A 23,115-nucleotide genomic window follows, 5' to 3' on the forward strand; every position below is an offset into this window, starting at 1 on the left:
GATAGGGCAGGGGCGGCGCGGTTCCGACCCCTCATCGCAATTGCAGGTGGATATGGTCGTCGTGGCGCGCGGCCCGGCATCCCTGGAACCGCAGCTTTGGGTCGGACACGCCCAGGCGGTCGCGCAGGTGCGGCTCCCGGAAGACCTTGCCGATACGCGCGACGGCCGCGAGCAGATCGAGCGCCGCGCGCGTTCGCGGGACGTCCAGGCGCAGGTCGCGCATCAGCGGTTGCGGGGCCCGCAGGTTCCAGCGCAGCGTGGGAAAGCGGTCGGGGCAGTCGGTCGACCCATCCTCGAATGCAAAATATCCCACAGGCGACCGCAGCGCGCCCGCGACATGGCCATCGTCTCCTTGGTAGAACAGCGCGGTGTCGGCTTTTCGCCCATCGTCATGCGACAGGTGCGGCAGCAGGGGAAAGCCACCGATGAACGGGAAATTCGCGTCGAGGAGGACGGTCCGCGTGCCGGGATGGCACGGTCGAGACCCTGCGCAAGATCGCGCAGAACGCCTGCCATGTCGTGCGTCGCATAGCTGCGGTTGAGGGCACAGAAGGCGGGCAGGGAGACGAGTGGCCCGTCACCGGCGCCGCGGCCCGGATGCACCCGGCCGAAGGCGGGCGCGACCCGGGCCGCCCCGAGCGACAGGGCGACATAGGCGCCGAGGAACTCGGGCAGGCGCCATCGGAACGCCAGCGACACGAGCCACGCCAGCCCGCCGAGTTGCGTGAGCAGGGTCAGGACGATGACGACGATGGCATGAAGGCCCGGACGCATGACCCAGTGGTGAGGGCCGCGCCCGCCCGCGTCACCGGCCCGCGATTGCTGGAACCAGGCCGGGAAACAGGTGCGACACATGACCTCCGGGGCCTTGCAGAGTCGGCGCCGAATATGATCTTACGCGCGGAGGACATTCCGCACGGGGCCGCTCGCCCTCCCTGCCACGACAGACAGGACAGACATCATGAAGATGCCCACGCTCAAGGCCCTGGGTCTTGCCGCCGCAACGCTGACCGCCCTGCCGGCGCAGGCCCAGTCGATCCTGGGCGAACTTCCGATCATCGGCCAGCCGCAGCCCGGCGGGATCGCGATGCAGCCGGCCGCCACGTCGCTCGCGGTGGAGCTTCACTGGCTCGACAACTTCGTGCTGGTGATCATCTCGGCCATCACGCTGCTTGTCACGGCCCTGCTGATCTGGGTGATCCTCCGCTACAACAAGCGGTCGAACCCCAAGGCGGCCGAATTCACCCACAACTCGCCGCTGGAAGTGGCCTGGACGGTGGTGCCGATCCTGATCCTGGTGGGGATCGGGGCGTTCTCGCTGCCGGTGCTGTTCGACCAGCAGCGCATCCCCGAGGGGGAGGTCGTGGTGAAGGTGACGGGCTACCAGTGGTACTGGGGCTACGAATATCCCGAGGAGGAGGGTGTCGAGTTCTCCAGCTACATGATCGGTGCCGACGCGGGCAACATGATGACGCCGGAGGTGCTGGAGCAGCTTCAGACAGCCGGTTACACCGAGGATCAGTTCCGGCTGGCGACCGACACTGCCGTCGTCGTGCCCGTGGGCAAGACCGTCGTGATGCAGGTGACGGGCGGCGACGTGATCCATTCCTGGACCATCCCGGCCTTTGGCGTGAAGCAGGACGGCATTCCCGGTCGCCTTGCGCAGCTGTGGTTCCGCGCCGACGCGGAAGGCGTGTACTTCGGCCAGTGTTCGGAGCTCTGCGGCATCGCGCACGCCTACATGCCGATCACGGTCAAGGTCGTGTCCGAGGAGAAATACGCGCAGTGGCTGGCTGCCGTGAAGGCCGGCGAGATCGAGACCTGGTGATCCATTGACCGACCTGTCGCTCCATATCCCCGACACCGGACCCGCCTCGGACGAGGCGGGTCTGCGCGACTATTGGCAGCTGCTGAAGCCGCGGCTGATGTCGCTGTCGGTGTTCACGGCGCTGGTCGGCCTCGTGATCGCGCCCGGCGGGGTCCACCCGTTCCTCGGGGCGACCTCGATTCTCTGGATCGCGCTTGGGGCGGGGGCCTCGGGCGCGCTCAACATGTGGTTCGATGCCGACATCGACCGGGTGATGAAGCGCACCCGCAGCCGTCCCATTCCCTCCGGGCGGGTGGAGCCTTCGGACGCGCTGGCGCTGGGTCTGTTCCTGTCGGTCCTGTCGGTTGTGATGTTGGGGCTGACGGCAAATTGGGTCGCGGCCTTCTGGCTCGCCTTCACGATCTTCTTCTACACCGTCATCTATTCTATGTGGCTCAAGCGGACGACGTCCTGGAACACGGTGATCGGCGGGCTGGCGGGTGCCTTTCCCCCGATGATCGGATGGGCCGCCGCGACCGGGTCGACACCGCTGGACGCCTGGCTTCTGGTGGCGCTGATCTTCATGTGGACGCCGCCGCATTTCTGGGCGCTGGCCCTGTTCGTCAGGATGGACTACCATGTGGCGCGCATCCCGATGCTGACCGTGACGCACGGCCGCGACGCGACGCGCCGTCAGGCGTTCCTCTATGCGGTGGGCCTGGCCGTCGTGTCGCTCGCCACGGCGCTGTCGGGCATCGGGGGCCCGTTGACGCTGGCGGTGGCGGTCGTCCTGAACGGCGTGTTCCTCAAGGGGGCGTGGGACATGTGGCGCCGTACCGACGCGGAGGCGGATGCCGACGGCCACGCCGCCGAAAAGGCGCTGTTCAAGTGGTCGCTCGTCTATCTGTTCGTCCATTTCGCGGTCTTCGTGGTCGAGGCCGCATTGCACCCCTACGGAGGTTGGTGATGCACCGTGATCATGAACTCCACACCCGGCGCAAGGGCCGCAACTTCGGTCTGCTGGCCGTCCTTCTGGCCTTCATCGTGCTCATCTTCGGGCTGACGGTCGTCAAGATCCAGACCGGCGGCTTCGCCGAGGCCTTCGACCATGTCTCCCGCCCCGCGATCGTCCCGCAGGACGCCGTGCCGGAGGTATCGGAATGAAGGTCTGGCGCAATCTGTCGCCCAACGGGCGCGTCGTCGCGGGCACCGTCGGCACCGTGCTGGCCATGGGGTCGCTCGGCTGGGCGGCGGTGCCGCTCTATGACATCTTCTGCGCGGTGACGGGATACGGCGGCACCACGACCCGGGCCGAGGCCGATGCGACCGAGGTGCTGGACCGCACCGTCCTCGTTCGCTTCGACGCGTCCAAGGAAAAGGACATGCCCTGGACGTTCAAGCCCGTCCAGAAGACCATGCGCGTCCGCATCGGCGAGACGAACCTCGCCTTCTACGAGGCGACGAACCCCACCGACCGCCCCGTGGCCGGAACCGCCGCCTACAACGTCGCGCCCTATGCCGCGGGGCCCCATTTCACCAAGATCGCCTGCTTCTGCTTCGAGGAGCAGGTCCTCGCCCCCGGCGAGACCGTGTCCATGCCCGTGACCTTCTACGTCGATCCCGCGATCGTGGACGACCCGGAGGCCAGCGGCATCCCCGAGATCACCCTGTCCTACACCTTCTACGTGTCGGACTTGCCCCAAGACCACGCGGCGCTCTACAACGACGCCGCCGTGACGACCAACTGAGAGGGACGAAGATGGCCCAGGCCAAGAATCACGACTATCACATCCTGCCGCCCTCGATCTGGCCGTTCATCGGTGCGGTCTCGGGCTTCTTCATGCTGCTGGGCGCCGTCTTCTGGATGAAGGGCATGGGTCCGTGGCTGTTCGCCGCCGGTGTCGTCGGCGTTCTGGGCGTCATGTTCGCCTGGTGGTCGGACGTCGTGCGCGAATCCTCGGCCGGCGATCACACCCCCGTCGTCCGCATCGGCCTGCGCTACGGCTTCATCCTGTTCATCATGTCCGAGGTGATGTTCTTCGCGGCCTGGTTCTGGTCGTTCTTCAAGAACGCGATCTATCCGATGGGCCCCGACAGCCCCCTCGTCGACGGCGTCTGGCCGCCCGTGGGGATCGAGACCTTCGACCCCTGGCACCTGCCGCTGATCAACACGCTGATCCTGCTGTGTTCGGGGGCCGCGGCGACCTGGGCGCACCACGCGCTGGTGCATGAGAACAACCGCGAGGACATGAAGTGGGGCCTGATCCTCGCCATCGGCCTCGGCGTCCTGTTCACCGTGTTCCAGATCTACGAATACAGCCACGCGGCCTTCGGCTTCGCGGGCAACGTCTATGGCGCCAACTTCTTCATGGCGACGGGCTTCCATGGCGCCCACGTCGTCATCGGGACGATCTTCCTCGCCGTCTGCCTGATCCGTCTCCAGATGGGCCATTTCACGCCGACCGAACACGTCGGCTTCGAGGCGGCGTCCTGGTACTGGCACTTCGTCGACGTGGTCTGGCTGTTCCTCTTCGCGTCGATCTACATCTGGGGCAGCTGAGCCTGCCCGGCGGGGCGATCCGCTGCCGAACGGCCGGGGCGGCGCGAGGCGATCCGCGCTGCCTTTCGTTTCCGAGGTTTCGATGCGCCTGATCCTTCCCCTCCTCTTCGGGCTGGCCGGTGCCGCGGTGCTGATCTCCCTCGGCTTTTGGCAGCTTCAGCGGCTGGACTGGAAGACGGGCGTCATTGCCCGGATCGAGGCGCGGATCGACGCGGAGCCGGTGCCCCTGCCGGCGGACCCGGACCCCGCGAAGGACAACTTCGTCCCCGTGGCGCTGACGGGACAGGTGGCGGGCGATCCGCTGCGGGTGTTGGGCGCCTGGCGCGGGGCGGGCAGCGGCTATCGCATCGTGGTGCCGGTGCTGACCGATGGCGGGCGCCGGGTACTGGTCGATCTCGGCGTCGTGCCGCTCGATGCCGCCCGGGCGGCGGCGCTTCCGCTGCCGGGCCAGCCCGTGACGCTGACCGGCAACCTCAACTGGCCCGACGACCGCGACGACGGGACGCCACCGCCCGATGGCGACACCTGGTTCGCCCGCGACGTGCCCGCCATGGCGGCCGTTCTGCAGACCGAGCCGCTTCTGGTGGTCGCCCGCACAGTCGAACCGGCCCTCGCCCCGACCCCCGCGCCGGTCGGAACAGAGGGCATCCGCAACAGCCACCTGGGTTACGCGATCCAGTGGTTCGGGCTGGCGGCGGTCTGGCTGGGGATGACAGTGTTCCTGCTGTGGCGTATCAGGCGCCGCACCCTCTGAAGGCGAAACTCCATGCGCTACATCTCCACCCGTGGTCAGGCCCCCGCCCTGGGGTTCGAGGATACGATGCTGACCGGGCTGGCCCGTGATGGCGGCCTCTACGTGCCCGAGACGCTGCCGCGGATGACGCGCGACGAGATCGCGGCCCTGGCCGGTCTGCCCTACGAGGAGGTGGCCGTCCGCGTCATGGCGCCCTTCGTCGCCGATGCCTTCGACGAGACGACGCTGGGCGATCTGGTGTCCCGCGCCTATGCGGGCTTCGGCCATGACGCCCGCGCGCCGCTGGTGCAGCTTGGGCCGAACCATCACCTGCTGGAGCTGTTCCACGGGCCGACGCTGGCCTTCAAGGACTTCGCCATGCAGCTCATCGGCCAGATGTTCCAGCACACGCTGGCGCGCCGGGGCGAACGGGTCGCCATCGTCGGCGCCACCTCGGGCGACACCGGATCGGCGGCGATCGAGGCGTTCCGGGGGCTCGACGCCGTGGACGTCTTCGTCCTCTACCCCCATGGCCGCGTGAGCGAGGTGCAGCGCCGCCAGATGACCACGCCGGACGAATCGAACGTCCACGCCCTCGCCATCGACGGCCATTTCGACGACGCGCAGGCCCGCGTGAAGGACATGTTCAACGACTTCGCGTTCCGCGACCGGGTCGGGCTGGCCGGGGTCAATTCGATCAACTTCGCCCGCGTGCTGGCGCAGGTGGTCTATTACTTCACCGCCGCCACGACGCTGGGAGCCCCGCACCGTGAGGTCGGCTTCACCGTCCCCACCGGCAACTTCGGCGACGTCTTCGCGGGCCATATCGCCAAGCGCATGGGTCTGCCGATCCGCCAGCTTGTCGTGGCGACCAACCAGAACGACATCCTGCACCGCTGCCTGACGACGGGCGACTACCGCATCGGCACGGTCGAGCCGTCGATCTCGCCCTCCATGGACATCCAGGTCAGCAGCAACTTCGAGCGCGCGCTGCACCTGGCCTACGGCGGCGACGGGCGCGCCATCGCGCAGCTGATGGAGGAGCAGGGATCCGGCGGCTTCACCGTGTCCCAGGGCGCCCTCGAGACGCTGCAGCACATCTATGCGTCCGGCCGCGCGTCGGAGGAGGAGACCTCGCGCACCATCGCCGACACGCTCCGCCGGACCGGAGAGCTTCTGTGCCCCCACACCGCCGTGGGCGTCCACGTCGCCCGGCAACATCTGGACGACGCGCCCATGGTCACGCTGGCCACGGCGCATCCGGCCAAGTTTCCCGACGCGGTCGAGGCGGCGACCGGCATCCGCCCGTCCCTGCCGCCCCGGATGGCCGACCTGTTCGATCGGGACGAACGCATCACCCGCGTGGAGAACGATCTCCACGCCATCGAGACGATCATCGAAGAGCGCCGCGCATGACCACCCGACTCCACCGCCTGCCCAACGGCTTCCGCATCGTCACCGAGCACATGCCCGGCCTGCAATCGGCCGCCGTCGGCGTCTGGGTCGGCGCCGGCGGACGGCACGAGGCCATGGAACAGAACGGCATCGCGCATTTCCTCGAACACATGGCGTTCAAGGGCACCAGCCGCCGGTCCGCCCTCCAGATCGCCGAACAGATCGAGGACGTCGGCGGCTACATCAACGCCTATACCTCGCGCGAGGTGACGGCCTATTACGCCCGCGTGCTGGCGGGCGACGTGCCGCTGGCGACCGACCTCATCGCGGACATCGTGCTCAACCCCGTCTTCGACCCGCGCGAGATCGAGATCGAGCGCGGCGTCATCCTGCAGGAAATCGGCCAGGCGCTCGATACGCCCGACGACATCATCTTCGACTGGCTGCAGGAAGCGGCCTATCCCGAACAGCCCATCGGCCGCACCATCCTCGGGCCGACCGAACGGGTGTCGGCCTTCACCGCCGACGACCTGCGCCACTTCACGCGCCAGAACTACGGCCCCGGCCAGATGATCCTCGCCGCCGCAGGTGCCGTGGATCACGATGCCATCGTGCGGATGGCCGAGGACCTGTTCGGCCATCTGCCCGCCCGTCCGCAGGCCGATGCCGCCCCCGGCCTGTTTCGCGGCGGCGAATTCCGCCAGATCCGCGATCTGGAGCAGGCGCATTTCGCCCTGGGCTTCGATCAGCCCGGCTACCGCGACGACGAGATCTATACCGCGCAGGTCTTCGCGGGCGTCCTCGGCGGCGGCATGTCGTCCCGCCTGTTCCAGGAAGCGCGCGAAAAGCGCGGCCTCTGCTACACCATCTTCGCCAGCGTGGGCGCCTGTTCCGACACCGGCATGCTGACGATCTATGCGGGCACCGGTGGTGATGATGTGGCCGGTCTTGCCAACCTGACCATGGACGAGATCAAGCGCGCCGCCGACGACATGACCGAGGCCGAGGTCGCCCGTGCCCGCGCACAGATGAAGTCGGGGATGCTGATGGGCCTCGAAAGCCCCTCCAGCCGGGCCGAACGCCTGGCCCGCGTCGTCGCCATCTGGGACCGTGTGCCGCCCCTGTCGGAGGCCATCGCCCATATCGACGCGGTGAATGCCGCGCGCGTGCGCGACCACGCGGCGCGCCTGCGGACGGCGACGCCCGCGCTCGCGCTCTACGGCCCGGTGTCGGATGCGCCCGAGGCCGCGGCGCTCAAGGCAAGGCTCGCCGCGTGATCTTCGGCGCGCTCCGCAAGCCCCGGATCGAGACGGAGCGTCTGATCCTGCGCCTGCCGCAACACGCCGACTATCGTCCCTGGGTGAACCTGCGCGAAGGCTCCGCGCGCTTCCTCCAGCCTTGGGAGCCGGAATGGGCGCCCGACCATCTGTCGCGCAAGTCCTTCACCAACCGCGTCTACTGGGCCAACCGCAGCCACGGGCAGGGCACCGCGCTCGCCCTGTTCCTCACGCGCAAGACCGACGGCGAGGTTCTGGGCGCGATCACCATGGACAACATCCGCCGCGGCCCCGCGCAGTCGGCGACGCTGGGCTACTGGATCGGGCAGGCCCACGCCCGCCAGGGCTACATGCGCGAAGCCATCGTGGCCCTGGGCCACCACGCCTTCGCCCGTCTCGACCTCAGCCGCCTGGAAGCCGCCTGCCTCGAGGAGAACGTGGCCTCGCGCGGTCTGCTCGAACGTTCGGGCTTCAAGTATGAGGGCGTGGCGCAATCCTACCTTCAGATCGCCGGGCGTTGGCGCAACCACGTCCTCTATGCGATGCTCCGGTCGGATCGACGGGGCCGGGTCGAGGGCTAGGTCCGACCCCACGGCCGCCTTCCTGTCCGACGGAGTTTTCGATGCAACCTGCCTCCGGTGCCTTCGCCGACGCCCTGCGCGCGAACCTGCCCGACGCCACCTTTCGCGACCTCGACGCCCGCTACCTGGAGGAGCCGCGCGGCCGTTGGGCCGGCGCGGACGGATTGCTGCTCGCCCCCGCCACCACCGATGAGGTCGCCACCATCGTCCGCGCGGCGGCCGGCGCGCGCGTGCCCGTCATCCCCTATGGCGGGGGGACCGGCCTCGTGGGCGGACAGGTCAGCGCCGACCTGCCCCGGCCGGTCATCCTGTCGCTGGAGCGGATGGCGCGCATCCGCGACGTCGATCCGACCGAGAACGCGATGACGGTCGAGGCCGGCGCGATCCTCCAGACGGTGCAGGAGGCCGCCACCGCGGCGGGCCGCCTGTTTCCCCTGACCATCGCCGCCCAGGGCTCCGCGCGCATCGGCGGCGTCCTGTCCACCAACGCGGGCGGCGTGAACGTCCTGCGCTACGGCAACGCGCGCGAACTGTGCCTCGGGGTCGAGGCCGTGCTGCCCGACGGATCGGTGCTGCACGGTCTCTCGCCGCTGCGAAAGAACAACACGGGCTACGACCTGCGGCACCTGCTGATCGGGGCGGAGGGGACACTGGGCATCATCACCGCCGCGACGCTCAAGCTGCTGCCCCGCCCGGTGCGGACGGGGGCGGCGATCATGGCGGTGCGCGACCCCGCGGCCGCCATCGACCTTCTGAACCTCGCGCGCGACCGCATCGGGGAAGGGGTCTCGGCCTTCGAGCTGATCGGCCGGACCGGGCTCGACTTCCTGGCCGAGACGATGCCCGACGTGCGACTGCCGCTGGGGCGGCCCGTATGGTCGGTGCTCATCGACCTGGGGCTCGGCGCCTCCGGCGACCCGGCGCAGGCGCTGGAGGATCTGTTCGCCGCGGCGCTCGACCGCGACCTCGTGTGCGACGGGACCGTGGCACAGTCGGACGCCCAGCGGCAGGACTTCTGGCACCTGCGCGAATCGATCCCGGCGGCGAACCGCAAGATCGGATCGGTCAGCAGCCACGACATCAGCGTGCCCATCGCCGCCATCCCCCGCTTCATCGCCAAGGCACCGGCGGTCATCGCCGCCATCGGCGACTTTCGCATCAACTGCTTCGGCCATGTGGGCGACGGCAACCTGCACTACAACGTCTTCCCCGCGCCGGGCCGCAGCCGGGACGATCACGAGCACCAGCGCGACGCCATCAAGACGGCGGTGCACGATCTCGTCCACGCCTTCGGCGGGTCGGTCAGCGCCGAACACGGCATCGGGCGGCTCAAGGTGGGCGACCTCGAACGCTACGGCGACCCGGCCAAGCTGGCGGCGATGCGGGCGATCAAGGCGGCACTCGACCCCGCGGGCATCATGAACCCGGGCGCCGTGCTGCGCGGATAGCGGAGGGGTGGAAAAGGGTGCGCCCTGTCCGGGGGAAGACAGGGCGCGGGGAAATGGGTGGTTTCTGCCAAACGCCCATGAACCCACGTTGGCCGCAAAAGGTTAACAAGAGGTTTACAAAACGCGGACAGTTGCGATTTTTCGCGTCCGTCATCCCCCCTCGAACGAACAGAGCGCATGGACCGGCATCCCCATCGCCTCCAGCGCCGCCCGTCCGCCCAGATCCGGCAGGTCCACCACGAAGGCGCAGCCGACGACCTCCGTGCCCAGACGCTCCAGCAGGGCGATCCCCGCCCGCGCCGTCCCCCCGGTCGCGAGCAGGTCGTCGACCAGCAGGACACGCGCGCCAGGCTCCAGCGCATCCGCATGCACCTCGACCGTGGCCTTGCCGTATTCCAGGTCGTAGTCCTGCGCGAAGGTGCGCCCCGGCAGCTTTCCCTTCTTGCGGATGGGCACGAAGCCGCATCCCAGCTGATGCGCCACCGCACCCCCCAGGATGAAGCCCCGCGCCTCCAGCCCCGCGACGGCGTCGATCCGGTCGCCCGCGAAGGGCGCCAGAAGCTGATCGACACAGAGCCTCATCCCCCGCGCATCCGCGAACAGGGTGGTCACGTCGCGAAACAGGATGCCCTCGTGGGGGAAATCGGGGATGGTGCGGATATAGTCGCGGACGGTCCTCGCCTGCATGGATCAACTCCCCTCGCCAGTGTCACCGGGCGAATAATGGCGGCGCAGGGCCATGGCGTCCTGACCCTCGATCCGGACGACGGAATTGCCGTCCTCCGAAAACAGCGACCGGCGATAGGCGGGGCCTCGGATGTCGGTCATCAGGCCCAGCCCCTGCACGACCTCCTCCAGCAGGATCGACGCGATCTCGCGCCGCCGCGCGAAGGACGATATCGCCACCAGCGCCTCCCCTATCTCGCCGTCGCGCGCGCGGAGCGCGACCCGCCCCAGCGGCAACACCGCGCCGTCCAGATCGGGCACGCCGGTGTCGCGCATGACATGGCCCGGCCGGGTGGACACGACATGCACCTCGATGTCGGCGGGCCCGTCGGTGCGCGACAGCCGCACCCCCGCCTCCAGCGCGTTGACCTGCGACAACGCAGAATCCAGCGCGTCCTCGTAGATCGCCCGCCGGTACCCCCGCAGCCCCTCCGCCACCGAGGCGAGCGAAACGGTCAGCCCGCCCCGCCGTTCCTCCGACCACCGCAGATAGGGCTTGCGGCAGTCTCCGCCCGGCGGGGCGGCACAGGCCACCGCGCGATAGAAATCGTGGTCGGACAGGCGATCCGGCGCCTCCACGAACTCCTGCGCGGCGGCGGGAAAGGCCAGAAGGGCCAGCACCGCCGCCTTCAAAGGACACGCCCCGCGATGGGTCGCAGGCGGTCGACCATGCCGGGGGCGCGCGCTTCGGGCGCGGTCATCACCGCATGGTCCAGCGCGCGGTCGCAACCTGCATCGCACCCCCCACCGACCAGCCCCGGCAACGCCGCTACCATGGCCGCAGCCCGCGCCACGTTGCCTTGCAGCGTCTCGATGATCTCGGTGATCTGGACCGCGCCGTGGTCGGGATGCCAGCTGTCGTAGTCGGTCACCATCGCGACGGAGGCGTAATGCAGCTCCGCCTCCCGTGCGAGCCGGGCCTCCGGCATGTTGGTCATGCCGATCACGTCGCACCCCCACGACCGGTAGAGCTGCGATTCGGCCAGCGTCGAGAACTGGGGTCCCTCCATCGCCAGATAGGTGCCGCCCTCGTGCACCCTGGCCCCCGCCCGGCGCGCGGCTTGGGCGCAGGCAGTCGACAGGTGGGGGCAGACGGGGTGCGCCAGCGACACATGCGCCACCAGCCCCGGCCCGAAGAACGACCCCTCCCGCCCGCGGGTCCGGTCGATGAACTGGTCCACGATGACGAAGTCGCCCGGCGCCATCTCCTCGCGGAACGATCCCGTCGCGCTGACCGACACCAGATGCGTGACCCCCGCCGCCTTCATCGCCGCGACATTGGCGCGGTAGGGCACGGAGGTGGGCGTATGGACGTGCCCCCGCCCGTGGCGCGGCAGGAACACCATGCGCGTGCCCTCCAGCGTGCCGTGCAGCAACCGGTCCGACGGCGCGCCCCAGGGCGTCGGCGCGTCGTGCCACGCCGCGTCCCGCAACCCCTCGACCGCATAGAGGCCCGAGCCCCCGATGATCCCGATGACCGGCGCCATGCCCGCACCCCTCGCCGTTGCCGCCGGTGGACCCTGCCGCGCCCGGCGGGAAACCGCAACGGCCCGCAGGGGTATCGTCCCGCGCCGATCCCTGCTAAGCGCGCCGAAACCCGAAAAACCACGAGAGCGTGACACCTTGAGCAGATCCGTGCTTGCAAGACTTGCCGACCGATTCGACGGCCCCGACCTGCGGGTCGCCCCCACCACCAGCCTCAGCCTCACCGTCGTGCGGGTCGAGGTGCTGGCCGGCCTGACCGTGGCCCTGGCGCTCGTGCCCGAAGCCGTGGCCTTCGCCTTCGTCGCCGATGTGCCGCCGCTCGTGGGCCTGTATGCCGCCTTCATCGTGGGCCTCATCACCGCGCTCATCGGCGGGCGTCCCGGCATGATCTCGGGTGCCACCGGCGCCCTCGCCGTCGTCATGGTCAGCCTCGTGGCGCGGTTTCCCGACGGGGTCGGGCTGCAATACCTGTTCGCCACCGTCGTCCTCATGGGCATCCTCCAGATCATCGTGGGCGTCATGCGGTGGGGCAAGTTCATCCGGCTCGTGCCCCATCCGGTCATGCTGGGCTTCGTCAACGGGCTGGCCATCGTCATCGGCAAGTCGCAGCTCGACTTCTTCCGGCAAGCGGACGGGTCGTGGATGCAAGGGGGGCAGCTCGTCCTCGTGCTGGCGCTGGTCGCCCTGACGATGCTCGTCATCTGGGGCCTGCCCCGCCTGACGACCGCCATCCCGGCGCCGCTCGCGGGCATCGCCATCACGGCCGGCGTGGTGATCCTGTTCGGCCTGCCCGTGCCCACCGTGGGCGACCTCGCATCCATCTCGGGCGGCCTGCCGATATTCGCGCTGCCCGACGTGCCCTTCACCTACGAGACGCTCAGCATCATCCTGCCCTATGCGATCATTCTCGCCGCCGTGGGCCTGATCGAATCCCTGCTCACGCTGAACCTCGTGGGCGAGATCACGGGCCAGCGCGGCGGCGCCTCGCAGGAATGCATCGCCCAGGGCACGGCCAACACCGTCACCGGCTTCTTCGGCGGCATGGGCGGCTGCGCCATGATCGGCCAGTCGATGATCAACGTGAAATCGGGCGGCCGGACCCGCATCTCGGGCGTCTCGGCGGCGCTGTTCCTGCTGCTGTTCATCCTCGCGGCCTCCGCGCTGATCGAGCGGATCCCCCTCGCCGCGCTGGTGGGCGTGATGTTCATGGTCGTCATCGGCACATTCGCCTGGAACTCCCTCAAGATCCTGGCCCGCGTGCCCCGCGTCGACGCGGTGGTCATCGTCCTCGTGACCGCGGTGACGGTGCGCTTCGACCTCGCCATCGCCGTCGTCGTGGGCGTCATCGTCTCGGCGCTGGCCTATTCGTGGCAGAACGCGACGCGCATCCACGCCAAGGTCGACGAGACGCCCGACGGCGCCAAGGTCTACCGCGTGCAGGGCCCGTTGTTCTTCGGCTCGGCCACGGGCTTCGTCGAACTGTTCGAGCCCGAGAGCGACCCCGACCGCGTGGTGATCGACTTCGCCGACAGCCGCGTGGCCGACCAGTCCGCGCTCCAGGCGATCGAGGCCGTCGCCGCGAAATACGAATCCGCGGGCAAGTCGATCCAGCTGCGCCACCTTTCGCGCGACTGCCACCGGCTGCTGACGCGCGCCGGCCACCTGATGATCGACAGCGACGACGACCCCGACTACGCCATCGCGGCGGACTACGGCGTTCGCACGGGCATCCTGGGAAGCCACTGACGACCACGGCCCTTGCCGCAGGCCCCGGCCGGCTGTAGGACGAGGGGGACGGATGGCAGAGATGACCCGTCCCCCGACATCCGCCGTTTCGACAGCCAGGGAGGGTTCGCGCCATGCGTGATCCGTTCACGCCCGCGCGCCTGGCCGAAGCCTGGCTCGCGACCAACGAACAGCGCCTGAAATGGGCCGCGCTGATGCTGGGCGTCGCCAGCACCCTCGCCATCGTGCAGAACTGGCACCCTTGGCCGATGATCTTCGGCCTGCCGTTCTGCCTCATCTGGATCGCCTGCGCCTGGCTGCACGGCGAGCGTCAGCTGAAATACATCAACCTGCTGTTCACCGCCTTCTACGCCTACGGCCTCGGCCGTTGGTGGCTGACCTAGCCGCCCAGCCCCGCCTTCAGCGCAGCCGGGTCCACGAAGCCGAACCCTTTCGCCAGGGCGCCTCGAAGGCTTGCCAGTCCATCGGTTCATGCCCCTTCATCGCCGGGCTGCCGGGGCGCAGCCGTTCGCTGTCATGTTCCACCCTCCGCAGTATGGGGTGCCCCGTCCCCTCGTTGTCGGTGATGGCCAGCCAGCGGTTCGCCAGCGGGAAATGCCCGAAGCTGAAGATCGTCCGGTCGCACGTCCGCTTGGGCAGCTTGACCGCCAGCCCGTCGTCGTCGATGCGGAACTGCGCCGCGTCCTGCAGGCCGAGCCGGTCCAGAACCCCGCATCGACGTCCCGTGCGGCCGAGACTTCCATCACCACGCGCGGCTCCTCCGCCACCAAGGCGCCCAGCTCCTGGATCGCGGCGGGCATCGTGTCGGAGGTCAGCACGATGAGGCGCCAGTCCGCGTCCGTTGAACGAAACGCGGCACAGGCCCGTCACCGGCTTAGTCGTCGGGGCGCTCCATCGAAAACAGGCTCTCGACCCGCGCGTAATCCCTGTAACCCAGCCGCGCCACGGGCCCGAAGGTCAGCACGTCGAACATTCCGTCGCGCAGCGCGTCGTCGCGCAGGTGGATGCCCGTCACCTCGCCGAAGACGGCGAAATTGGCCGCGCCCGGCAGCTGCACGATCTGCGTGACCCGGCATTCCAGCGCGGCGGGCGCATCGGCCACGCGGGGGCAATCGATGGTCTCGCAGTCCGCCTTGGTCAGCCCCGCGATCGCGAACTCGTCCGTCCCCGCCGGATGCGCGCCGCTGCTGGCGTTCATCGCGTGGCGCAGGGCCCAGGACACGACGTTGACGCAGAACACCCCCGACTCGCGCGCCTGCGCCACGCTGTCCTTGGTGCCGTCCCGGTCGTCCTTGGCCGAGGTGGAGGCGAACATGACCTGCGGCGGCACATAGGCCACGGCGTTGAAGAACGAATAGGGCGCAAGGTTGTCGCCGGCCGCGCCCCTGGTCGAGATCCAGCCGATGGGCCGCGGCGAGACGATGGCGTTGAACGGGTTGTGCGGCAGGCCATGGCCGTCCTCGGGGCGGTAGAACATCGTGAACTCCGGTTGTCGTCCGCGGGTGACTAGCGGCCGCCACCCGGAAGCGCCAGAAGGGACGCGATGGACCTGCACGTGGAAACCGACGCCGACCTCTGGGAGGTCGAGGCCCTGATGGACCTCTGCTTCGCGCCGGGGCGCACCGCGCTGTCGTCCTATCGCCTGCGCGAGGGCGTGCCGCCCGCCCGCGACCTCTGTCTCGTGGCGCGGGGCAGGGGGGGCGAGGTGGCGGGCGCGGTGCGCCAGTGGCCCGTCCTCGTGGGCACGGCGCGGGCCATGCTGCTCGGCCCCGTCGCCGTCCACCCGACGCGCCAGGGCGAGGGGCTGGGCGCCTTCCTCATCCAGTCGAGCCTCGACGCGGCCGACCGCGCGGGGGTGGAACGGGTCATGCTGGTGGGCGATCTGCCCTATTACCGCCGCTTCGGCTTCGGCGTCCTGCCGGGCGTGACGATGCCGCCGCCCACCAACCCGGACCGCGTGCTGGGCGTCTGGGACTGGGTCGGGGTGGCGGGTCCGGTGACGCGCGCCTTGCCTTGACGCGCGGACGACCCCATCTCTGCGACATGAGCGACACCATACAGCCCCCGCCCCGCCAGCAGGTCTTTCCGCCCCTCGACCGGGAGGCCGAACTCGACCGCCTCGCCCTCAAGCTCCGCACCGCTTCCGGCGTCGGGCGACAGGTGCTGAACATGGTCGGCGCGCAGGCCGAGAACCTGATCGGCATGTTGCCCGAACGGGTGCGCGCCGGTCTCGAAAAGGCCACCGCCGCCGCGCTCGAGCAATCGTTCAACGCCGCCGCCGCTACCCGCCGCGGCCGCATCGCCGACGCGCCCGACTGGCTGACCCGCGCCATCGCGGTCGGCACCGGCGCCGCGGGCGGCATGGGCGGCGTGCCCACGGCCCTGGCCGAGCTGCCGGTCACGACGACCGTCATCCTGCGCGCGATCCAGACCATCGCCGACGAACACGGGCTCGACCCTTCCCGCCCCGAGGTGCGCGCCGCCTGCGTCCGCGTCTTCGCCGCCGCGGGTCCGCTCGACGACGACGACGGCACCGACCTCACGTTCCTGACGATGCGCCTGACCGTCACCGGCAGCGCGGTGCAGGGGATGATCGCCCGCGTCGCGCCGCGCCTCGCCATTCCGCTGGGGCAAAAGCTGGCCGCGCAGGCGATCCCGGTGATCGGGGCCGCCGCGGGTGCCGCGACCAACTACATCTTCACAAGCTACTATCAGGACATGGCCCGCGTTCAGTTCGGCCTCATGCGTCTTTCCGAACAGACGGGCGAGGACATGGAGACTCTGACCGAGGCCCTGCGGCGCCGGCTGGCCTGACCCGGTCAGCCCGCCGCCTGCCGCTCCAGCAGCGCCTCGAGCGCGTCGAGGTCTATGGCGTCGAACTGCCCGAACCCCTGCATCCAGACCGACGCCTCGCGCAGGGCGTCCGGCTCCAGCTTGCACCAGACGACCCGGCCCCGCCGCTCCTGCGCGATCAGCCCCGCGCGCGCCAGCGTGGCGAGGTGCTTGCTGACCGCGGCGAGCGAGATGCCGAAGGGCGCCGCCACGTCCGTCACCGCCATGTCGTCCTCCAGCAGCATCGCGAGGATGGCGCGCCGCGTGGGGTCGGCCAGCGCCGCGAAGACGGAAGACAGGGTGTCGGACATGGCCCCCGCCTTGCCGCCTGTGCCGGGGGCGGTCAAGCACGTTCAACTCCTGGGTTGAACGTCCCGGGGGGTCCGCGGACCGGTCCGCGCGGCCTCGGATGCCATGCAAGACACTGATCTAAAACGGTATTACGCTGCGTTGACTCGGGGCCTCCCCGGCCTTAGACCGCAGCGGACTTCCGTGGGGTTTCAGAATGTCCGAAGGCTCCGACGCAGACCGCCTTCGCGCGCTCCGGGCGCGCATCGAGGCTGCGAAGGGACCCGAGGTGAAGCACCACATGGCGGAGCATCATTCCCAGGCGCAGCTCGCCTGGCGGATGGTCATCGAGCTGGTGGCGGGCCTGGGGATCGGGTTCGGCATCGGCTACGGGCTCGACTGGCTTCTGGGCACATCGCCCTGGCTGATGGTCCTGTTCGTTCTTCTCGGCTTCGCGGCCGGGGTGAAGACGATGATCGGCTCCGCGAACGAGATACAGGGGCGGATCAGCGTGACTGACGCCTTGAAGGAACCGGGCGCCGGCGCGCCCAAGGACGGGGACGACCATGGCTGATCCAGTAGCTACCACAGGCGTGCTGACCGCTGGCGATCCGGCCCATGCCGAAGGCCTGTCCTTTCACCCCATGGATCAGTTCATGGTCAAGCCGCTGTTCGGCGACTACGGCGATCCGGTCTACTGGTACACGATCACCAACGTGACGCTCTGGATGGCCCTCGCCGTCCTCTGCGTCGTGGGTCTGTTCGTCCTGGGCACCAGCCGCCGCGCGATCATCCCCAACCGCGTCCAGTCGGTGGCCGAGCTTGCCTACGGCTTCGTCTACAAGATGATCGAGGACGTGACCGGCCGCGACGCCGTCAAGTTCTTTCCTTACGTCTTCACGCTGTTCCTGTTCATCCTCTTCGCCAACTTCCTCGCCCTCATCCCGTCGTCCTTCAGCCCGACGTCGCACATCGCCGTCACCGGCCTGCTGGCGCTGGCGGTCTTCCTGACGGTGACGATCGTGGGCTTCGTCAAGAACGGCGCATCCTTCCTCGGCCTGTTCTGGGTGACATCCGCGCCGCTCGCCATCCGGCCGGTGCTGGCGGTGATCGAGCTCATCTCCTACTTCGTGCGCCCGGTCAGCCACTCCATCCGACTGGCCGGCAACCTCACGGCGGGCCATGCGGTGCTCAAGGTCTTCGCGGGCTTCGCGCAGGTCGCCGCCATCTCGCCGCTCGCCGTGCTGGGCGTGACCGCGATCTACGGGCTCGAGGTGCTGGTCGCCTTCATCCAGGCCTACGTCTTCACGATCCTGACCTGCGTCTACCTCAAGGACGCGCTGCATCCGAACCACTAGGCCGGGGCGTTCCCGGACCTGATCCTCACACCAACGACCTTTTCCATTTCAAGGAGACTCCCCATGGAAGGCAATATCGCAGAAATCGGCCAGTTCCTCGGTGCAGGCCTCGCGGCCATGGGCTCGGGCATCGCGGCTCTCGGGGTCGGCAACGTCGCCGGCAACTTCCTCGCGGGCGCGCTGCGCAACCCCAGCGCCGCCGGCGGCCAGACCGCGACCCTGTTCATCGGCATCGCCTTCGCCGAAGCCCTGGGCATCTTCTCGTTCCTGGTCGCGCTGCTGCTGATGTTCGCCGTCTGATCCGACGGGCGACCTTCGACAAGACGGCGGCGGGGGGCACATACCTCCCGCCGCAACGGCAACCGACCTGACGGGACCGGGACATGGAAATCGAACCGATCGACCTCGAAGCCGCAGGCTACTGCGTCAACTCGCTGGGCAGCGCCATCGGCATGCCGCAGCTCTGCGACGCGTGGTTCGCCAACCAGATCTTCTGGCTGGTCGTCGCACTGGTCGCGATCTACCTGATCCTGACCAAGGTGGCGCTGCCCCGCGTCTCGGCCACGCTGGCCGAACGGTCGGGCACCATTTCCAACGACCTCGCCGCCGCCGAAGACCTGAATCGCCAAGCCACCGATGCGGAAAAGGCCTATGAGAAGGCCCTGGCCGACGCACGGGCCGAGGCGCAGCGCATCTCGGGCGAGGCGCGCGCGGCGATCAAGGCCGACCTCGACGCGGCCATCGCCGACGCCGACAAGCGCATCGCCGCCAAGTCGGCCGAGAGCGAGAAGCAGATCGCGGAGGTCCGCGCCGGTGCCGCCGCCTCCGTGGCCGAAGTCGCCCGCGACGTCGCCGCCGAGATCGTGACCGCGCTCGGCATGCAGGCCGACCGCTCGACCATCGACGCCGCCGTGTCCTCCCGCGTGAAGGGGAACTGAACCATGCGCCATGTCCTGCCCCTCGCCCTTCTGACCGGCACGCCCGCCATGGCCGCGTCGGGTCCTTATTTCGACCTCGCCAACACCGACTTCGTGGTGATGCTGGGCTTTTTGCTGTTCGTCGGCATCCTGATCTACTTCAAGGTGCCGTCGCGCCTGATGTCGTTGCTGGACGACCGGGCGACCGGCATCCGCGGCGACCTCGACGAGGCAAAGGCCCTGCGTGACGAGGCCCAGGCGCTCCTCGCCTCCTACGAGCGCAAGACCCGCGAGGCGCACGAGCAGGCCGATGCCATCGTCGCCGCCGCCCGCGCGGAGGCCACCTCGGCCGCCGAGCAGGCCCGTGTCGACCTCGACGCCTCGGTCCAGCGCCGCCTGACCGCCGCCGAGGACCAGATCGAAAGCGCACAGAAATCCGCCGTGCGCGAAGTCCGCGACACCGCGGTGTCGGTCGCCATCGCCGCCGCGGGCGAGGTCATCGCCAAGCAACTCTCCGCCGCCGAGGCGAACAGGCTGATCGACCAGTCGATCGAGACGGTTGCGGCCAAGCTGCACTGATCCGGCAAGCCTGACATGTGCATAGCCGGCTATGTTTCGCATGCGAAACATGGGGCCTCGATGCGTCCGGCGACCCCGCGATGATCGGCTGGCAGGAGATGGACCGCGCCACGCTCGACGCGGCCTATGCCAACGCCGACCACATCGCGGATTCCGACGCCTTCCCGCCCCGCTGGCGCGCGGAGGCGGCCGCGTTCCGGGAGGCGACGCCCGCCGACCTCGACCTCGCCTATGCCGACAGGCCGGGCGCCACGCTCGATCTGTTCCACCCCGAAGGCCCGGCGCGCGGCCTCACGGTCTTTGTCCACGGCGGCTACTGGCGCAGCTTCGGCAAGTCCGACTGGTCGCACCTCGCCTCCGGCGCGGTGACGCTTGGACAGGCCGTCGCGGTGGTGGGCTATCCGCTCGCGCCGCAGGTCCGCATCGGCGAGATCACCCGGCTGGTCGCGCGCGCGGTGGACCACGCGGCGGCGCGCGTCTCCGGCCCGATCCACCTGACCGGCCACAGCGCCGGGGGGCATCTGGCGGCGCGGATGGTCATGGCCGACGCGGCCCCCGCCTGCGCGGACCGGATCGCCTCCTGCGTGCCGATCAGCCCGCTCTCCGACCTGCGGCCGCTGACGGCGCTCGGCATGAACGACGACTGGCGCCTCGACGCGGCGGAGGCCACGGCCGAAAGTCCCGCGCTCGGCCACCCGATGCCCGGCCCGCGCCTCGCCGTCCATGTGGGCGCCGCCGAACGCCCGAGCTTCCTCTGGCAGTCGGAGGTGCTGGCGCGCGCCTGGGGCATTCCCCTGCGGCGCGTGCCCGGGCGGCACCATTTCGACGTCATCGACGCGTTGACCGACCCACGGTCGGACCTTCTGGCCGACCTGCTTGGCTGACCATCAGGTTCCGCGCGGCTTCGCCCGCGTGGTCGGGGCGGCCGCGGTGGGGTCTTCGGGCCAGGGGTGGCGGGGATAGGCACCCCGCATGTCGCGCCGCACGTCGGCATAGGCCCCGGCCCAGAAACCGGGCAGGTCCTGCGTGATGGCGACGGGCCGTCCGGCGGGCGACAGAAGCTCCATCCGCAGCGGCGTCGCGCCGACCTTCGGATGCACCGTCTCGCCCAGAACCTCCTGCAGGCGCAGGGAGACGGTGGGGATGTCGGGGCCGTAGTCGATGGGCACCTTGCGCCCCAGCGGCGTGCGGTAATGCGCGGGCGCGATCCCGTCGAGCCGCCGGGCGTCGTCCCAGCCGAGCCACGCTTGCAACGCGTCGAACGGGTCGAGCCGCGCCAGCCCCGCCGCATCCGTCACCCCCTCCAGATAGGGCAGCAGCCAGTCCTCCAGCGCGGCCAGCAGCGCCGCATCCGACACGTCGCGCAACCCCGCCGCCGCGATCCGCGCGCGCAGCAGCCGCGCGCGTTTCGACCAACCCAGCGCGTCCACCCCCAGCGTCCGCACCCCGTCGAGCATTGCCGCCGCCACCGCACCCGATGGCGCGTCGGTCCACGGCCGGTCATCGAGCGCGATGGCGCCCAGCCGCTCCTGCCGCCGCGCCTCGACCCGGCGGTGGCGGGCGGACCAGCGGCAGAGGTCGGTCCAGGCGATCCGGTCGCCCAGCACCGCGCGCAGATCGGCCTCCGCGATGGGAAGCGCGCGGCGCACCCGCGCCTCCGTCGGGTCGCCGTCGAGGTCGCAGGCCACGATCAGCCGCGCGCCCGACAGCGCATCCCCCCGGTCCATCCGCGCGCCCTTGCCCCCCGACAGAAGCCAGCGCGGCGCGTCGCCGGGCCGCCGCAGGCCGATGCGGTCGGGATAGGCCAGCGCCAGCCGCTGCGCGTCCGACAGCTCGGGCCCGGCCTCGTGGCGCTTCAGACGCTTCGCCTCGGCCCGCGCATCGGGGGGCGGGTCGCGCAGGACCGGGGCCAGATCGACGGGGCCGGGCGCAAGCCGCACCGATAGCACCCCGGCCAGACGCGCCGCGCCGGTGCCGCCGCGAAGCACCATGTGGCCCAGGCGCGGGTGCAGCGGCAGGCGCGCCAATGCGCGGCCGTGATCGGTGATCCGCCCGCCCGAGAGCGCGCCCAGATCCGACAGCAGGGCCCGCGCCTCGGCCAGCGCACCGGCGGGCGGCGGCGTGAGGAAGGCAAGGTCGTCCGACCCCCAGACCGCCAGTTCCAGCGCGAGGCCGGCCAGGTCCGCCTGCGCGATCTCGGGGTCGGGGAAGGCGCGCATCCCGCCTTCCTCGCCCCGCGTCCAGTTGGCGAAGGCCACGCCTTCGGCCACGCGGCCCGCCCGACCGGCGCGCTGCGCCGCCTCGGCCCGCGTGACGCGTTCGGTGACGAGGCGCGACATGCCCGAGGCGGGGTCGAACCGCGCGCGCCGCGCAAGGCCGCCGTCGACCACCGCGCGCACCCCTTCGATGGTGAGCGAGGTTTCCGCGATGGCGGTCGCCAGCACCACCTTGCGCCCCGGCCCCGTGGCGATGGCCGCCTGTTGCGCGGCGAAGGGCAGCGCGCCGTAGAGCGGCCGGACGTCGGCCGCGACACCCGACAGAAGCGCCGCGCAGCGGCGGATCTCGCCCTCGCCCGGCAGGAAGGCCAGCACGTCGCCTGCCGTCGCCTCCAGCGCCTCGACCACCAGCGCGGCGATTTGCGCCTCGACCCGCTGGCTCGCGGGCGGCGGCCGGTCGCGCCAGCGCCGCTCCACCGGAAAGCTGCGCCCGTGGGATGTGACGACGGGCGCGTCCAGCATCTCGGCCACCGGCCCTGCGTCGAGCGTCGCAGACATGACCACCAGCCACAGGTCGGGCCGGAGCGCCTGCCGTGCCTCCGACGCGAGCGCCAGGCCGAGGTCGGCGTTGAGGGAGCGTTCGTGGAACTCGTCGAAGATCAGCGCGCCGATGCCGGGCAGGTCGGGGTCGGACTGGATCATGCGGGTCAGGATGCCCTCGGTCACGACCTCGATCCGCGTGGCGGGCGACACGTCGGAGGCACCGCGCATCCGGTAGCCGACGGTCCGCCCGACCGGCTCCCCCAGCGTCTGCGCCATCCGGGCGGCGGCGGCGCGGGTGGCGAGACGGCGGGGTTCCAGCATGACGATGCGCCCCGCGACATGGGGCAGCATGGCGAGCGGCACGCGCGTCGTCTTGCCGGCACCCGGCGGGGCCTGCAGGACGGCGACACCACCGGCACTCAGCGCGGCCAGCAGGTCCGGCAGGGCGTCGTCGATGGGAAGGGGCGGGGGCGTCTTCACCGGGGCGGCACGGCCTGGCCATCGGGCGCCGCCGCGGGGCGGGTGTGGGGCATGGCGGCTCCTCCGGGTCGGGTCGGACGGTATCTAGGGCAAGCGCCGCGCGCCGTCACGTCCCCGGCCCGCATCGGCGCCGGCTTGCATCGG

At 70.2% G+C, this 23,115-nt stretch carries 29 protein-coding genes; 20 read left to right on the forward strand and 9 right to left on the reverse strand.

Annotated features, from left to right (window positions below; all coding sequences use genetic code 11):
* Positions 1 to 31: 31 nt before the first annotated feature.
* A complete protein-coding gene (locus JAN5088_RS19135; protein WP_233489685.1) occupies positions 32 to 223 on the reverse strand; it encodes a hypothetical protein in 192 nt (63 codons plus the stop codon).
* Positions 223 to 855 (reverse strand): hypothetical protein, encoded by a 633-nt coding sequence (locus tag JAN5088_RS01290; RefSeq protein ID WP_233489686.1) that lies wholly within the window; start codon positions 853 to 855, stop codon positions 223 to 225. The genes JAN5088_RS19135 and JAN5088_RS01290 overlap by 1 nt, the downstream gene beginning before the upstream one ends.
* Before the next feature lie 106 nt (positions 856 to 961).
* Here JAN5088_RS01290 and coxB point away from each other — a divergent pair, with 106 nt between their 5' ends.
* The 10 genes from coxB (at position 962) to JAN5088_RS01340 (ending at position 9,801) form a co-directional block, all read left to right on the forward strand.
* A complete protein-coding gene (coxB, locus tag JAN5088_RS01295; protein ID WP_055680981.1) occupies positions 962 to 1,828 on the forward strand; it encodes a cytochrome c oxidase subunit II in 867 nt (288 codons plus the stop codon).
* Positions 1,829 to 1,832: 4 nt separating this feature from the next.
* The gene (cyoE, locus tag JAN5088_RS01300; protein ID WP_055680982.1) at positions 1,833 to 2,774 is read left to right on the forward strand and encodes a heme o synthase; all 942 of its coding nucleotides are present in this window, start codon (positions 1,833 to 1,835) and stop codon (positions 2,772 to 2,774) included.
* The gene (locus JAN5088_RS01305) at positions 2,774 to 2,971 is read left to right on the forward strand and encodes a cytochrome c oxidase system small membrane protein (RefSeq protein WP_306455434.1); all 198 of its coding nucleotides are present in this window, start codon (positions 2,774 to 2,776) and stop codon (positions 2,969 to 2,971) included. Before cyoE ends, JAN5088_RS01305 begins: the two co-directional genes overlap by 1 nt.
* Positions 2,968 to 3,555, forward strand: a complete 588-nt coding sequence (locus JAN5088_RS01310; RefSeq protein WP_055680984.1) for a cytochrome c oxidase assembly protein — start codon at positions 2,968 to 2,970, stop codon at positions 3,553 to 3,555. Before JAN5088_RS01305 ends, JAN5088_RS01310 begins: the two co-directional genes overlap by 4 nt.
* Before the next feature lie 11 nt (positions 3,556 to 3,566).
* A complete protein-coding gene (locus tag JAN5088_RS01315; RefSeq protein WP_055680985.1) occupies positions 3,567 to 4,367 on the forward strand; it encodes a cytochrome c oxidase subunit 3 in 801 nt (266 codons plus the stop codon).
* A gap of 82 nt (positions 4,368 to 4,449) precedes the next feature.
* A complete protein-coding gene (locus JAN5088_RS01320; RefSeq protein ID WP_055680986.1) occupies positions 4,450 to 5,121 on the forward strand; it encodes an SURF1 family protein in 672 nt (223 codons plus the stop codon).
* Between the two features lie 12 nt (positions 5,122 to 5,133).
* Positions 5,134 to 6,516 (forward strand): threonine synthase, encoded by a 1,383-nt coding sequence (gene thrC / locus JAN5088_RS01325; protein ID WP_055680987.1) that lies wholly within the window; start codon positions 5,134 to 5,136, stop codon positions 6,514 to 6,516.
* Entirely contained in the window at positions 6,513 to 7,772 is a 1,260-nt protein-coding gene (locus JAN5088_RS01330) for a M16 family metallopeptidase (RefSeq protein WP_055680988.1), read from the forward strand. Before thrC ends, JAN5088_RS01330 begins: the two co-directional genes overlap by 4 nt.
* On the forward strand, positions 7,772 to 8,353 hold the full coding sequence (locus tag JAN5088_RS01335) for a GNAT family N-acetyltransferase (protein WP_055681144.1): 582 nt from the start codon (positions 7,772 to 7,774) through the stop codon (positions 8,351 to 8,353). Before JAN5088_RS01330 ends, JAN5088_RS01335 begins: the two co-directional genes overlap by 1 nt.
* Before the next feature lie 41 nt (positions 8,354 to 8,394).
* The gene (locus tag JAN5088_RS01340) at positions 8,395 to 9,801 is read left to right on the forward strand and encodes an FAD-binding oxidoreductase (protein ID WP_055680989.1); all 1,407 of its coding nucleotides are present in this window, start codon (positions 8,395 to 8,397) and stop codon (positions 9,799 to 9,801) included.
* Between the two features lie 150 nt (positions 9,802 to 9,951).
* Here JAN5088_RS01340 and JAN5088_RS01345 read toward each other — a convergent pair whose 3' ends face one another.
* From JAN5088_RS01345 to JAN5088_RS01355, 3 genes are read right to left on the reverse strand one after another with little or no spacing between them, the layout of a single operon-like run.
* Positions 9,952 to 10,488 (reverse strand): adenine phosphoribosyltransferase, encoded by a 537-nt coding sequence (locus tag JAN5088_RS01345; protein WP_055680990.1) that lies wholly within the window; start codon positions 10,486 to 10,488, stop codon positions 9,952 to 9,954.
* Between the two features lie 3 nt (positions 10,489 to 10,491).
* On the reverse strand, positions 10,492 to 11,148 hold the full coding sequence (locus tag JAN5088_RS01350; RefSeq protein WP_143114542.1) for a DUF2927 domain-containing protein: 657 nt from the start codon (positions 11,146 to 11,148) through the stop codon (positions 10,492 to 10,494).
* Between the two features lie 8 nt (positions 11,149 to 11,156).
* On the reverse strand, positions 11,157 to 12,014 hold the full coding sequence (locus tag JAN5088_RS01355) for an S-methyl-5'-thioadenosine phosphorylase (RefSeq protein WP_055680992.1): 858 nt from the start codon (positions 12,012 to 12,014) through the stop codon (positions 11,157 to 11,159).
* 136 nt (positions 12,015 to 12,150) lie between these two features.
* Here JAN5088_RS01355 and JAN5088_RS01360 point away from each other — a divergent pair, with 136 nt between their 5' ends.
* Positions 12,151 to 13,758, forward strand: coding sequence for a SulP family inorganic anion transporter (locus tag JAN5088_RS01360; RefSeq protein WP_055680993.1), 1,608 nt, complete (start codon positions 12,151 to 12,153; stop codon positions 13,756 to 13,758).
* 113 nt (positions 13,759 to 13,871) lie between these two features.
* Positions 13,872 to 14,141: a hypothetical protein gene (locus JAN5088_RS01365; protein WP_055680994.1), complete on the forward strand. Its 270-nt coding sequence runs from the start codon at positions 13,872 to 13,874 to the stop codon at positions 14,139 to 14,141.
* 16 nt (positions 14,142 to 14,157) lie between these two features.
* Here JAN5088_RS01365 and JAN5088_RS01370 read toward each other — a convergent pair whose 3' ends face one another.
* Positions 14,158 to 14,628, reverse strand: coding sequence for a hypothetical protein (locus JAN5088_RS01370; RefSeq protein WP_055680995.1), 471 nt, complete (start codon positions 14,626 to 14,628; stop codon positions 14,158 to 14,160).
* 4 nt (positions 14,629 to 14,632) lie between these two features.
* The gene (locus tag JAN5088_RS01375) at positions 14,633 to 15,235 is read right to left on the reverse strand and encodes a flavin reductase family protein (protein ID WP_055680996.1); all 603 of its coding nucleotides are present in this window, start codon (positions 15,233 to 15,235) and stop codon (positions 14,633 to 14,635) included.
* A 66-nt stretch (positions 15,236 to 15,301) separates the two neighbouring features.
* Between JAN5088_RS01375 and JAN5088_RS01380 the strand changes: the two genes are divergently transcribed.
* Positions 15,302 to 15,775 (forward strand): GNAT family N-acetyltransferase, encoded by a 474-nt coding sequence (locus JAN5088_RS01380; protein WP_055680997.1) that lies wholly within the window; start codon positions 15,302 to 15,304, stop codon positions 15,773 to 15,775.
* 26 nt (positions 15,776 to 15,801) lie between these two features.
* Positions 15,802 to 16,572 (forward strand): EcsC family protein, encoded by a 771-nt coding sequence (locus tag JAN5088_RS01385; RefSeq protein ID WP_055680998.1) that lies wholly within the window; start codon positions 15,802 to 15,804, stop codon positions 16,570 to 16,572.
* A gap of 5 nt (positions 16,573 to 16,577) precedes the next feature.
* Here the strand turns inward: JAN5088_RS01385 and JAN5088_RS01390 are convergent, their stop codons facing one another.
* Positions 16,578 to 16,901, reverse strand: a complete 324-nt coding sequence (locus tag JAN5088_RS01390) for an ArsR/SmtB family transcription factor (RefSeq protein WP_055681145.1) — start codon at positions 16,899 to 16,901, stop codon at positions 16,578 to 16,580.
* 194 nt (positions 16,902 to 17,095) lie between these two features.
* Here JAN5088_RS01390 and JAN5088_RS01395 point away from each other — a divergent pair, with 194 nt between their 5' ends.
* The 6 genes from JAN5088_RS01395 to JAN5088_RS01420 all read left to right on the forward strand — a co-directional run bounded on the left by JAN5088_RS01395 (position 17,096) and on the right by JAN5088_RS01420 (position 20,616).
* Positions 17,096 to 17,452, forward strand: coding sequence for an AtpZ/AtpI family protein (locus JAN5088_RS01395; RefSeq protein ID WP_055680999.1), 357 nt, complete (start codon positions 17,096 to 17,098; stop codon positions 17,450 to 17,452).
* On the forward strand, positions 17,445 to 18,236 hold the full coding sequence (locus JAN5088_RS01400) for a F0F1 ATP synthase subunit A (protein WP_055681000.1): 792 nt from the start codon (positions 17,445 to 17,447) through the stop codon (positions 18,234 to 18,236). The genes JAN5088_RS01395 and JAN5088_RS01400 overlap by 8 nt, the downstream gene beginning before the upstream one ends.
* Before the next feature lie 63 nt (positions 18,237 to 18,299).
* Positions 18,300 to 18,536 (forward strand): F0F1 ATP synthase subunit C, encoded by a 237-nt coding sequence (locus tag JAN5088_RS01405; RefSeq protein ID WP_055681001.1) that lies wholly within the window; start codon positions 18,300 to 18,302, stop codon positions 18,534 to 18,536.
* An 83-nt stretch (positions 18,537 to 18,619) separates the two neighbouring features.
* Complete coding sequence (locus JAN5088_RS01410; protein WP_055681002.1) at positions 18,620 to 19,174, forward strand: F0F1 ATP synthase subunit B'; 555 nt, start codon at positions 18,620 to 18,622, stop codon at positions 19,172 to 19,174.
* A gap of 3 nt (positions 19,175 to 19,177) precedes the next feature.
* The gene (locus JAN5088_RS01415) at positions 19,178 to 19,732 is read left to right on the forward strand and encodes a F0F1 ATP synthase subunit B (RefSeq protein ID WP_055681003.1); all 555 of its coding nucleotides are present in this window, start codon (positions 19,178 to 19,180) and stop codon (positions 19,730 to 19,732) included.
* 80 nt (positions 19,733 to 19,812) lie between these two features.
* Positions 19,813 to 20,616 carry a hormone-sensitive lipase gene (locus tag JAN5088_RS01420; RefSeq protein WP_143114540.1) on the forward strand — a complete coding sequence of 268 codons (804 nt, stop codon included), beginning with the start codon at positions 19,813 to 19,815 and terminating at the stop codon, positions 20,614 to 20,616.
* A 3-nt stretch (positions 20,617 to 20,619) separates the two neighbouring features.
* Here the strand turns inward: JAN5088_RS01420 and hrpB are convergent, their stop codons facing one another.
* Positions 20,620 to 22,971 carry an ATP-dependent helicase HrpB gene (hrpB, locus tag JAN5088_RS01425; protein ID WP_055681004.1) on the reverse strand — a complete coding sequence of 784 codons (2,352 nt, stop codon included), beginning with the start codon at positions 22,969 to 22,971 and terminating at the stop codon, positions 20,620 to 20,622.
* Positions 22,972 to 23,115 lie beyond the last annotated feature (144 nt).

This window comes from Jannaschia rubra (assembly GCF_001403735.1).
GTDB classification, from domain to species: domain Bacteria; phylum Pseudomonadota; class Alphaproteobacteria; order Rhodobacterales; family Rhodobacteraceae; genus Jannaschia; species Jannaschia rubra.

Bases quoted from the DNA above. Each gene is read 5' to 3' on its own strand.
- JAN5088_RS19135 (WP_233489685.1), bottom strand. From the start codon at position 223: ATGCGCGACCTGCGCCTGGACGTCCCGCGAACGCGCGCGGCGCTCGAT.
- JAN5088_RS01290 (WP_233489686.1), bottom strand. From the start codon at position 855: ATGTGTCGCACCTGTTTCCCGGCCTGGTTCCAGCAATCGCGGGCCGGT.
- coxB (WP_055680981.1), top strand. From the start codon at position 962: ATGAAGATGCCCACGCTCAAGGCCCTGGGTCTTGCCGCCGCAACGCTG.
- JAN5088_RS01305 (WP_306455434.1), top strand. From the start codon at position 2,774: ATGCACCGTGATCATGAACTCCACACCCGGCGCAAGGGCCGCAACTTC.
- JAN5088_RS01310 (WP_055680984.1), top strand. From the start codon at position 2,968: ATGAAGGTCTGGCGCAATCTGTCGCCCAACGGGCGCGTCGTCGCGGGC.
- JAN5088_RS01315 (WP_055680985.1), top strand. From the start codon at position 3,567: ATGGCCCAGGCCAAGAATCACGACTATCACATCCTGCCGCCCTCGATC.
- JAN5088_RS01320 (WP_055680986.1), top strand. From the start codon at position 4,450: ATGCGCCTGATCCTTCCCCTCCTCTTCGGGCTGGCCGGTGCCGCGGTG.
- thrC (WP_055680987.1), top strand. From the start codon at position 5,134: ATGCGCTACATCTCCACCCGTGGTCAGGCCCCCGCCCTGGGGTTCGAG.
- JAN5088_RS01330 (WP_055680988.1), top strand. From the start codon at position 6,513: ATGACCACCCGACTCCACCGCCTGCCCAACGGCTTCCGCATCGTCACC.
- JAN5088_RS01340 (WP_055680989.1), top strand. From the start codon at position 8,395: ATGCAACCTGCCTCCGGTGCCTTCGCCGACGCCCTGCGCGCGAACCTG.
- JAN5088_RS01345 (WP_055680990.1), bottom strand. From the start codon at position 10,488: ATGCAGGCGAGGACCGTCCGCGACTATATCCGCACCATCCCCGATTTC.
- JAN5088_RS01355 (WP_055680992.1), bottom strand. From the start codon at position 12,014: ATGGCGCCGGTCATCGGGATCATCGGGGGCTCGGGCCTCTATGCGGTC.
- JAN5088_RS01365 (WP_055680994.1), top strand. From the start codon at position 13,872: ATGCGTGATCCGTTCACGCCCGCGCGCCTGGCCGAAGCCTGGCTCGCG.
- JAN5088_RS01375 (WP_055680996.1), bottom strand. From the start codon at position 15,235: ATGTTCTACCGCCCCGAGGACGGCCATGGCCTGCCGCACAACCCGTTC.
- JAN5088_RS01380 (WP_055680997.1), top strand. From the start codon at position 15,302: ATGGACCTGCACGTGGAAACCGACGCCGACCTCTGGGAGGTCGAGGCC.
- JAN5088_RS01385 (WP_055680998.1), top strand. From the start codon at position 15,802: ATGAGCGACACCATACAGCCCCCGCCCCGCCAGCAGGTCTTTCCGCCC.
- JAN5088_RS01390 (WP_055681145.1), bottom strand. From the start codon at position 16,901: ATGTCCGACACCCTGTCTTCCGTCTTCGCGGCGCTGGCCGACCCCACG.
- JAN5088_RS01395 (WP_055680999.1), top strand. From the start codon at position 17,096: ATGTCCGAAGGCTCCGACGCAGACCGCCTTCGCGCGCTCCGGGCGCGC.
- JAN5088_RS01400 (WP_055681000.1), top strand. From the start codon at position 17,445: ATGGCTGATCCAGTAGCTACCACAGGCGTGCTGACCGCTGGCGATCCG.
- JAN5088_RS01405 (WP_055681001.1), top strand. From the start codon at position 18,300: ATGGAAGGCAATATCGCAGAAATCGGCCAGTTCCTCGGTGCAGGCCTC.
- JAN5088_RS01410 (WP_055681002.1), top strand. From the start codon at position 18,620: ATGGAAATCGAACCGATCGACCTCGAAGCCGCAGGCTACTGCGTCAAC.
- JAN5088_RS01415 (WP_055681003.1), top strand. From the start codon at position 19,178: ATGCGCCATGTCCTGCCCCTCGCCCTTCTGACCGGCACGCCCGCCATG.
- JAN5088_RS01420 (WP_143114540.1), top strand. From the start codon at position 19,813: ATGATCGGCTGGCAGGAGATGGACCGCGCCACGCTCGACGCGGCCTAT.